The organism is Pseudarthrobacter raffinosi (assembly GCF_023913735.1).
Taxonomy (GTDB): domain Bacteria; phylum Actinomycetota; class Actinomycetes; order Actinomycetales; family Micrococcaceae; genus Arthrobacter; species Arthrobacter raffinosi.
The window spans coordinates 101,956-111,485 of sequence record NZ_JAMXBH010000015.1 but is presented as its reverse complement, the minus strand read 5'-3'; the positions used below and the strand labels follow the sequence as shown (position 1 = coordinate 111,485).

Genomic DNA, 9,530 nt, shown 5'->3' with positions numbered 1-9,530 from the left:
ATGCGTTGATGAAATGAGCAAACTGCTGAAATGGTCTAAGAACCTGCCGCGGTGGCCTGATTCTTAGCGCTGAAATGGCCTACTTTAACTTGACGAAACACAGTCACCGGCAAGCTGACCCAGGGGTTGCCCGCCGCGGTACTGCTGAAGGCCACCTCCGGGGCCGATCTTCTGGTCGTGGGTACCCGCCGGACGCGGGGCCGCGCCAGGTCAGGAAGCTCCGCGTCCCGGGCCCATGGCTGCTGCGGGACCACCAGTGTCTCTGAGCGCGCTCTGGCAGATGTGTGGATGCCCTGATTATTGCTCTCGTCCCTGGCCTGATCATACCGCCGGGAGTCGTCCTCGGGTCCGGCGGCACGGCCGGGCGCAGCAGTCATATTTCCACGCGGATCCGAACAGGGCGCCGCCCGGGGCCAGAGTTCGTGATACACCCCCTGGGGTATGTTGGCGTAGTCTGGAACCAGACGGCTGCGGAGTAGGGCCGGTTGAAGGAGGCACCCCATGATGGGTGGGTACGGGTCCGGTATGGACGTGTCCTGGCTATTCTGGTTACTCCCGGTCGCGGTCGCTGTTCTAGTGGCGGCTCTCGCGGCCCGGGCATTGTCCGGTGGCACCCGCCGAAGAGGAACGGGATCAGCACCGGGGCAGAACCGTAACGCCGCGGACAGGAGCAACGCACGTCGGATCCTCGATCAGCGCTACGCCGGCGGCGAGCTGGACACGCAGCAATACCGCGACCGGTTGGCGCTGCTTACCGGCCCGGGGATACAGCCGGAAAAACCGGGGATAAATCCACGCGACGGCGGCCCGGGCGATCAGCCAGCGGCGCCGAGCCTTCCGGAGCTGAAACAACGGGCCGTGTCGCTGCTGATAGCAGCCGACGACGCCGTGCGCTCCGGCCAGCAGGAAGCAGGATTCGCGCAGGCCCAGTTCGGGGATGTTTCCGTTGCGCCCTATGCGAAGGCCCTCGCCAATGCCAAGTCAGACCTGAGCGAGTCCTTCAAACTCCAGCAGCAGCTGGACGACGCGATCCCGGCCACCGAGGAGCAACAGTGGGCATCGTATACCGAGATCATCAGCCGCTGCGAGTCGGCCAACCATGCCCTGGCCGAACAGAAAGTCTCCTTCGACTCCCTGCGTGAGCTCGAAAAGAACGCACCACAGGCACTCGAACTGCTCCGGGCCGGACGGGCCGAGGCAGCGGCCAAGGTAGCGGACGCTGAGCATGCCATGACCGGGCTGCGCGCACGGTACTCCGACGCGGCGGTGGCCCCGGTCTCGGACAACATAGCCCAGGCCCGGGAACGGTTGAAATTTCTGGACACCGCCGCGCAGACCGCACAGCAGAAGCTCACGGAGGCTGACCCGGGCGCCGCGGCTATCGCTGTCCGTGCTGCCGAAGAAGGCCTGCACCAGACCAACGTGCTGGTTAACGCCATCGGCAAGGTCTCGCACGACCTGGACTCCGCCCGGACCAATCTCGACCCCGCGGTGCAGGACGCCGCCCAGGACCTCGCCCAGGCCAAGGCCACCATGGCGGCCGGCCAGCACACCGACCTCGCCGGCCCCGTCGCAGGCGCCGAGGCGGTCCTGAACCAGGTGCAACAGCAGCTACAGTCAGGAAGGATCGACCCGATCGCCGCGCTGCAGCGCATGGAAGCGGCGCGCCAAGGCCTGGATCAGGCCCTCTCCGGGGTCCGGAACCAGCAGGATCAGGCGCGGCGCGCCGGGCAGGCTCTCCAGCAGGCTATCATGAATGCACAGGCCCGGATCTCGGTTGCCTCGGACTACATTGCCGCCCGCCGCGGCGGTGTGGGACCCGGGGCCAGGACACGCCTGGCCGAAGCGCAACGCAATCTGGACACCGCGCTCTCCATCCAGCAGAGGAATCCTGGATCTTCCCTGACCTACGCGCAGCAGGCCGGGGTTCTGGCATCCCGGGCGGCAGAGCTCGCGCGGTCCGATGTGCAGGGCTTCGGCGGCCTGGACAACCGCGGCTATGGCGGCGGCATGTTCGGGAGCCGTGGGTGCGGCGGGGGCCTCGGGGGAGCCGTGCTGGGCGGAATTCTGATCGATTCGATCCTGCGCGGCGGACACGGCGGCGATTCCGGTAACGGCGCCGGCTGGGATGGAGACTCCGGGAGCGGCGACAGTCTCTGATCCGTCATGTCCTGGTTCATTTCGGTGCGTCGATGTCACCGGTTCCGCCGGTCGCCCGTGGTGCCCCGGGGCAGGGGTGCCCCACGGGGCCTTCTCTTTCCTGGTAACTGACAGGGCAGCCCGTGGGCGCAGTCGATTGCCCGGCTTGGTGCCGCGCAACAAGCCCTCGCCGGCTCGACGCCGACGCGGACGTCCGGTTGCGTGGGGCATTGAAGGATCTGGATTCCTCCGGGAGGAGGTGGTTGGACCGGGATCCGCTGAAGGGCTCTATTCCAGAGGAGGTCCGGGGTTTCTTTTGAATACCAGCACTAATGCGCGCAGGGCCAGTACAAACGCCGCAAACAGCATGGCGAATCCCAAAAAGCCATAGAACGGGACCGTGGGCGTCAGCATGGGTCCTGTGCTGCTGGTGATCAGCAGGATGGCTCCGAGGGTCGCGGCGCCGGCCAGGAGTGTCGTATTCAGCTGCTTTACAATTTCAGTGAAGAAGCCCCGGTCAGTCTTGTTCGCAACGGTGCGGATGTTCACGGAAAATCGGCCCTGTTCCAGATCCTCGGTGATCCTGTCGATTCGCCGTGGGAGTCGTTGCAGCACAGGCAAGACCATGAGCAGCTGTTTCTCCAGGTTCTCCCTTAGCGAATCTTTCGTGAATTCGGCCGCCAGAATTTCCCGGCTGTCCGCCCGCGCGCTGGCGACCATGTCGAAGTCGGGGCTGATTAGCGACAGGGTGCCCTCCAGGGTCGCCATGGCACGGAAGGTGGCGGCGATCGGTGCTGGGACCGCCACACCGTGACCGGTGATAAGGGTGATCAGGGCTGTGAACATGCTGGTGCTTCCGGCCCCTCCAAAGCCCGTGCGGTACCGCATGATCACGAGCCCGACGTCACGCTCGAATCGGCGTTCGTTGAACGCCTCCGGGCGCTCGATCAGGTCAAGGAGGGCATCGGCGGCAGCGACCGCGTTGTTGGTGTCGACGGCATGCAACAGCATCATCAAGGACCGTTGAGTCGTCTGGTCCAGCCGGCCGATCGAACCGAAGTCCAGCATCCCCAGGCCGCCATGTTCATCGACAACGATGTTTCCCGGGTGCAGATCGGCGTGAAACACTCCGGCCACCATGATCTGATGGAGCACGGCCTTGAATAGTTTTTCAGCAGCGTTCCTGCGCACGTCGCTGCCCAACGAGTTCAGCATCTCTGCTGCTTCCCCGACAGGCGTGCCGGCCAGCCTGCTCATGACCAGCAGCTGGGGTGTCGAATAGTCCGTGCAAGCGGACGGGACGGCAATCTTCCCGCCGTCGTAGGAGGCCATAATCGCGCCAACGATGCGCATATTGTCCAGTTCCACCCGGTAGTCGAGTTCCTCCCCCAACGCGACGGTAAACGCCTCCGCTAAACGATAGACACCCAGTGAATGGCCCCACGGCGTCGCTTTGTTCAGCCAGCGGGCCAGCCGGAGAATGATTTCGATGTCCGATTCGACCTGCGCCCTCGCCCCCGGGCGCTGGATCTTCACCACGACGTCGCCACCGTCGAGCAATCTTGCCAGATGCACCTGGGCGATGGACGCGGAAGCCAGAGGGACTGGGTCAATATGCTCGAAAACCTCGGAAACGGGCCGGGCCAGGCCCGCGGCGATGGCCGGCTCAATATCGTGCCACGGCTCGGGTTCGGCCCGTGTCTGCAACGCGGACAATTCGACGACGAATTCCTCCGGTATCAAATCGGTGCGTGCGGACAGCATCTGCCCGAGTTTGATAAACGTCACGCCGGCCTCGGTGAGCGCCAGAGTGAGGGACCGGGCAACGCGGGTGTGCCCTGCGTGCGGATCGGATCCGCGATGGCCCCGGATGTATGCCCCCAAACCGTGCCTGGCCGCGATGCCAATCACCTGCGTGTACCGTTTGGCCCGGTGGCGCCTGGCCTTCCAGCCCCGCAGCCACACGGATATCCGGGGAAGCGTGCCGGTCGGAACAGCGAGCTCCAGAACGACAAGGGCCGCAACTCCCAGCGCGAATATCCATGCTGCCGCCAAGCCCATGAACAACAGGGCCATTGGCGAGGGAAAGGCCAATACCTGATTCTGCGGAAGTCCGGCATAGTCCAGAACGAAACTGATGTTGGAGCGCAGGCCCAGAATCACCAACAGGCCAATCAGCGCAGAACGGGGCCATCCGATTGGCACACCGAGTACCCTCCGGGCAGCGATAGCGACCAGGAATGCCTCAAGGATGATGAAGATGAAGATGACGGTGTTAATCATGGAAAGTCCCCTTGTCCACCGGCCGAGTCAAATGCGCGGAATGCTCCACAAGGCCGCCCGGTGCCATCGTTGCGACCGCCGTTACACGGGCTGCCGGTCTCCCGTCAAGCACCGAGGTCAACGGCGACACCGGCCACAGACGCGAGTAAGGTTCAGGCTCTGACCCCGGTAGCACCCCGTGCGCGGTGTCGCCATTGACCTCGGTGCTGTGACAGGCACAGGCGGTCACGTGACCCGTTCCGTGGGCATGGCCAGGGTGACCCAGTCGTGCAATCCGCCTCGGTAATACGCCAGAGCGGAGGCCGGATACCCGGTTTCCACCAGCGCCCGGACAGCCGCCGGGGACTGCGGGCACTGCGGGCCGTTGCAGAAGAACACGCTCAGCCTCGAAAGGTCGAGTTGATCCCTGAAATCCAGGATCCGGTCGTGGGGGATGTTGACTGCGCCTGGAATCGTGACCCCGCCCCGGGAATCAGGCACGCGGCCGTCAATCAGGACCGCGCCGCCGCTGATCTGCTCCAGGAGTTCGAGCTCGCCGAGGGTGACCACCCCGGGCGCGCACTGCAGCGGCTGCAGCTCTCCCCAACTCGTGTCCACCACCACCAGATCCGGTTCGCCCCCCACCTCCCGGGGCACGCTGGCCGGATCCTGAGGACGCATTCTCGACATTCGCTTTATTACGGCTGGTTCGACTCCCATGCTCCCACCCTAACGCCGCCGGGCGCGCCGCCGCGGTAGCATTCCACCCCGGCGTCGGCGGTGGAAACCTTTCGAGGCATAAACGATCGTTCGCAAGACACTCCAGGGCATGTCTGAAAAGGCGCGGAAACACAGGGCTCATTTTGTAATATTTGCCGTGTACTCGCCTATGTAAACGTTCTACCCGGTTAGAAGCGGTTGGAACATCCACGGGATCATCCAGGAAGGCACCCAGATGACGTTACGGGTCACAAGCTGGAGTCCGAACCCGAGCCGGTTGTGGTCGCCTCGCCGCTTCGCCACCATCTCGCGGTCCAAGTCATCGAGGAAGAAAAACCGCTCCAGCACCGACTGTTCCGGAGCGTCATGCGCATACCGCCCGTACGCCGCCTCTTCGGCAGCCGTTAAATATTCACCAGCCATGCTCTCTCAACGATCGACGCTAGCAATCGTTGCGGTCGGATTGATCCTTAGCGCTACTTTTCCGCGGGGTGGTCCTCGACCCCCTGTCCTGGGAGGACGCTGTCCAGCGCACCCGTGAGGCGCTCGGGGAACACGACTTCGGCATACTCACGGAAATCGACGTCCGGGCCACCTTTGAGTCAAAGCTTGGAACCGACGCCGCCGACGCCGTCGGTGACTATGTAATCCTTGGCGCCTGCAACCCCGCCTTGGCCAGCCGCGCCCTCCCGGCCGAACCGGAACTCGGTGCGCTGCTTCCCTGCAACGTCGTTGTCCGACGAAGCAAGAACGCACGCGTAACCACCATCGAAGCCATCGACCCCCAGACAATGGTCGAGCTCAGCGTCAGCCCCGCCGTTCGGGAGGTCGCGGACGACGCTGATGCGCGACTTCGCAAAGCCCTGGCCCGGATCGGTGACGCGAAGGAAATCTCCGCCTGATCAGAGCGTAGGCACTTGCAAAGTGCAGAGAAGTCTTGGCATCAAGCTCCGGGAAATCCTTCGACCCTGCGAAGTCGCGGTCGTCGAACGCCACACCCGCCGCGGTCTTATACGGCTCGGCGTCCTTGGAAACGTAGGTCTTGCGGGCGCCCTCTTCGTAGCCGATCACGTCCGCGGTGTGGTTGGTGATGATGTCGAAGTACACCTTAATGCCACGCGAGTGGGCTTCGTCGATGAGGGCCTTCAACTCGTCGTTGGTTCCCAGATGGGGGTCGATCTGGGTGAAGTCGGTGATCCAGTAGCCGTGATAGCCGGCCGAATTGTCCTCGGGCTGCACCGCCTTGTTCTTGAAGCTGGGCGTGAGCCAGATGGACGTGGTGCCGAGGCCCTGGATGTAGTCGATCTTGTCGAGCAGCCCGGCCAGGTCGCCGCCGTTGTAGAAGCCCTTTTTCGTCGGGTTGAAGCCGGACACTATGGGGTCGCTGCCCAGGCCGCCGTAGTCATTGCTTGTGTCACCGTTGCTGAAGCGGTCGGCCATCACAAAGTAGAAATTCTCGTCCGTCACCGGGGCTCGGAGGGAGTGATGGGCCGACGACGACCCCGGGTCTTTCGGGCCCGGCGCCGCGTGCGCCGGGAGGACGGAAATGGAAGCGACCAGGGCTGCGGCGAGCAGTCCCAGCCATGTTGTCAGCGGGTTGTTGAGGCGTTGTCTGCGGGTGCGTGTGTTCACGTCAGGAGACCTTCCTGGTAGCGGCGTTGCTGTACAGGCTGCTGTGGAGTTGCGAGTGGGGCGGCATCAGTTGGCGGTCAGATACGCGGTCGCGAGGGCAGTCGAGGAACGATCGCCAGGTGAACCACGGCACACTGTAAGCGCTTGCACTGAATAAATCCAGTCTTTTTAGATAGGCGGCCAGGGCTACCTTCGCGTACATTCAGAGGCGGGCGACGGCGCTCGGCGCCCATCGGATTGCGGAAGGTGTACCCATGTCAGCCACTGAATTGGATGTTGAGTCCCTTGCTGGGATCGCTGAGCGGCTTCGCTCGGCCGGGTGCGTCTTTGCGGAGGAGGAAGCCCGGCTTCTCCTCGCCGCGGTGTCCGGCCCGGCCGAAATCGCTGCGGCGGTGGACCGGCGCGTTGCCGGGTACCCGCTGGAGCACATCCTGGGCCGGGCCGCGTTCTGCGGACTCCGGATTGAGCTCGATGCTGGGGTTTTTGTTCCGCGCCGCCGCACCGGGCTCTTGGTGAGTGAGGCCGCAGCCCTGCTCTCGGCGGACCCGAAGCGGAAGCACCGGGAGAGTTCGGAGCCCGCCGTTGTTGTGGACCTGTGTTGCGGGTCCGGTGCGGTGGGGGCCGCCATCGCCTTCTGGATTCGGGGGCTGGAACTCCATGCGGCGGACATTGACCATGCCGCGGTGGCCTGCGCCCGCCGGAACATTGGCCGCGTCGGTGGCGAGGTCCACCAGGGCGACCTGTTCGATGCGCTACCGCGCGCCATCAAGGGACGGATCCGTGTTCTGGCTGTCAACGCACCCTATGTCCCCACCGGTGCAATAGATTCCATGCCCCACGAAGCACGTGAGCATGAACCGTTTTGGTCGCTCGACGGCGGCGCTGACGGACTCGAATTCCACCGCCGCATCGCTGCCGAGGCCAACGAATGGCTGCGGCCCGGCGGGAATCTCATCATCGAAACCAGCGAGCGGCAGGCCGCAGGGACGGCGTCGATCCTGGCGAGTGCGGGCTTCGCGGTCCGGACCGTCCGCTCGGAAGAACTGGACGGCACCGTTGTAGTCGGCCGGGCCCGACTTTAGTAGTGGGTGGATGACTGCCGTTAAGTCCGGCGAGAACCGAATCTGCTCGTAGCAGTAGTCCAGGATCATTTTTAAGATGAAAGGGAGCAGTTCAAAAAGCAAGCTCCCTTTTCAATCTCGGGACCCTAGGACTTTGATTTTCCCCTGCGGATCTCGAAGAACTTACCTGAGTCCAGAGCGCCCGGCTTGGCCTTGTTGGCTTTGGACCACCGTGGGACTAGCAGATGTAGGTTGAGACGTACCCCAAGACCGCAGCGTACGATCCGGCAATACCCGCCAGGATGCCTACCTGAGCGCCTGTAAGTAGGAATCCAGCAATCACCACGCTTCCGCCGCCAGTTACCGCGGCCAGCACAAATAGGGCACCCGCGCCCAGGATGCGAGTCCTCCCGATCGATTCAAGATGTGGGGATGTTGAAAATGATCAAGAAAACTTCAAAAATTGCTATGGGATCAGCACTGTGCCTTGGACTCCCTGTGGGAGGTGCAGGCGTAGCCAACGCTGCTCCGGCTTCTGCTGCATCCCCGTGCACCAAGCCTTCAGTCTTGCACGACCTGTGGCGAAACCGGCCCTGCTGGTGCCCCCTTCAGGCTCGGGTCGCATGCGATCACGCCCTTAGTCAGACGATGGTCCCCGCTCTGCTTGTTGGCATAGAACAGGGACTTTCCGGAAACACCTAGTGGGATCCTGAACGATTCGGATGTGGTCAGGCAGTGCGAGAAGTAGCGTCTTTGTCTGGCTCGCGCGGTGATCCATGGCCGGGTGGTTGCGGCGCCGGCAGCGTTCACCGAGGCCATCGCCGCAGCCAGAACAGCGGCGGTATTGCCGCCGTCGCCCCAAAGACTTCAAACCCGGTTACGGCTGGTCCGTTGCATCGGTCAGCGGCCTGATCAAGGGAAATCAGGGCAATCAGGTTTACCAGATTCCCGCCGACGTTGACCTGTCGAAGTACCCGTCAGTTGACCTGTGGTGCGTTCAGTTCAGCGTGTCATTCGGTGCTGCCGAGCTGGTCACCTGAGACGGCATCTGGCAATAACCTGAGGCGTGGCTGGCCGCCGCGTCCCCCAAGGAGCGCGGCGGCCAGCATCGACCATTTTTAGCACAATTTCAACGTGGCTTCCGTGTCACACGGCGAATCCTGCGTAACGTCCCGGCAACGATCCCCGATCATTCCCGTCGGGGGTCAACGTTCGTGGCTGCGCCGGCAGCAGTGGCGCCGCCTTCACCGGACCAGTCCTGGCCCTGGTTGTCATTGAACGCGGGGTCTGACTCAACGTCCGATGTCCCCAGGTTCACCGTTTCCGGGTGCGTGCTGTGGGCGGGGACGTGATCGCCCACAGCGGCACTGCCAACCGCAGCGGTGCCGGGGGCACCCACCGAGGCGCCGGCGTCGGACGTTTTGGACTTGCTGGTGCCGGACGCGGCGTCGGGGTGGATGGCCGAGCCGATGACTGTGCCCGCCCGGCGCGCGGCCTCACCGAGCTGGTCCGCCACCTCGGGAGCCTTCTCCTTGATGGCCGAAGTGGCGGCACTGACCTTGTCCTGGACCGGCTTACTGTCCCAGATGCTCGCCGCCCTGGCCTTGAGCTTGTCGTACGCTGCCCGGCCGGACCGCGATCCCAGGACGTAACCTGCCGCGATTCCAATACCTAAAAGAAGTTTTGATTTCATAGTGAACTCCTGCTCGTTGAGAA

The 9,530-nt window shown here is 63.7% G+C and carries 8 protein-coding genes and 1 pseudogene; 4 read left to right on the top strand and 5 right to left on the bottom strand.

What is annotated here, in order from left to right:
* Positions 1-501 precede the first annotated feature (501 nt).
* Entirely contained in the window at positions 502-2,160 is a 1,659-nt protein-coding gene (locus NG698_RS15045; protein ID WP_252610784.1) for an SHOCT domain-containing protein, read from the top strand.
* A gap of 267 nt (positions 2,161-2,427) precedes the next feature.
* Here NG698_RS15045 and NG698_RS15040 read toward each other — a convergent pair whose 3' ends face one another.
* The 3 genes from NG698_RS15040 to NG698_RS15030 form a co-directional block, all read right to left on the bottom strand.
* Positions 2,428-4,422 (bottom strand): ABC1 kinase family protein, encoded by a 1,995-nt coding sequence (locus NG698_RS15040; RefSeq protein ID WP_252610782.1) that lies wholly within the window; start codon positions 4,420-4,422, stop codon positions 2,428-2,430.
* A 225-nt stretch (positions 4,423-4,647) separates the two neighbouring features.
* On the bottom strand, positions 4,648-5,082 hold the full coding sequence (locus NG698_RS15035) for a rhodanese-like domain-containing protein (RefSeq protein WP_252610780.1): 435 nt from the start codon (positions 5,080-5,082) through the stop codon (positions 4,648-4,650).
* Positions 5,083-5,301: 219 nt separating this feature from the next.
* Positions 5,302-5,544, bottom strand: coding sequence for a DUF4158 domain-containing protein (locus tag NG698_RS15030; RefSeq protein WP_252610778.1), 243 nt, complete (start codon positions 5,542-5,544; stop codon positions 5,302-5,304).
* Positions 5,545-5,612: 68 nt separating this feature from the next.
* On the opposite strand from NG698_RS15030, the gene NG698_RS15025 reads away from it, so the two are divergent.
* Complete coding sequence (locus tag NG698_RS15025) at positions 5,613-6,023, top strand: DUF302 domain-containing protein (protein ID WP_252610776.1); 411 nt, start codon at positions 5,613-5,615, stop codon at positions 6,021-6,023.
* A gap of 19 nt (positions 6,024-6,042) precedes the next feature.
* On the opposite strand, the pseudogene NG698_RS15020 reads toward NG698_RS15025, so the two are convergent.
* Positions 6,043-6,714 (bottom strand): annotated as a pseudogene (locus tag NG698_RS15020) (alpha-amylase family glycosyl hydrolase); the annotation flags it as partial.
* A gap of 293 nt (positions 6,715-7,007) precedes the next feature.
* On the opposite strand from NG698_RS15020, the gene NG698_RS15015 reads away from it, so the two are divergent.
* Positions 7,008-7,835, top strand: coding sequence for a putative protein N(5)-glutamine methyltransferase (locus NG698_RS15015; RefSeq protein WP_252610774.1), 828 nt, complete (start codon positions 7,008-7,010; stop codon positions 7,833-7,835).
* A 755-nt stretch (positions 7,836-8,590) separates the two neighbouring features.
* Complete coding sequence (locus tag NG698_RS15010; RefSeq protein ID WP_252600668.1) at positions 8,591-8,854, top strand: DM13 domain-containing protein; 264 nt, start codon at positions 8,591-8,593, stop codon at positions 8,852-8,854.
* A gap of 149 nt (positions 8,855-9,003) precedes the next feature.
* On the opposite strand, the gene NG698_RS15005 is transcribed toward NG698_RS15010, so the two are convergent.
* Positions 9,004-9,507: a hypothetical protein gene (locus NG698_RS15005; RefSeq protein WP_252600667.1), complete on the bottom strand. Its 504-nt coding sequence runs from the start codon at positions 9,505-9,507 to the stop codon at positions 9,004-9,006.
* Positions 9,508-9,530: the final 23 nt, after the last annotated feature.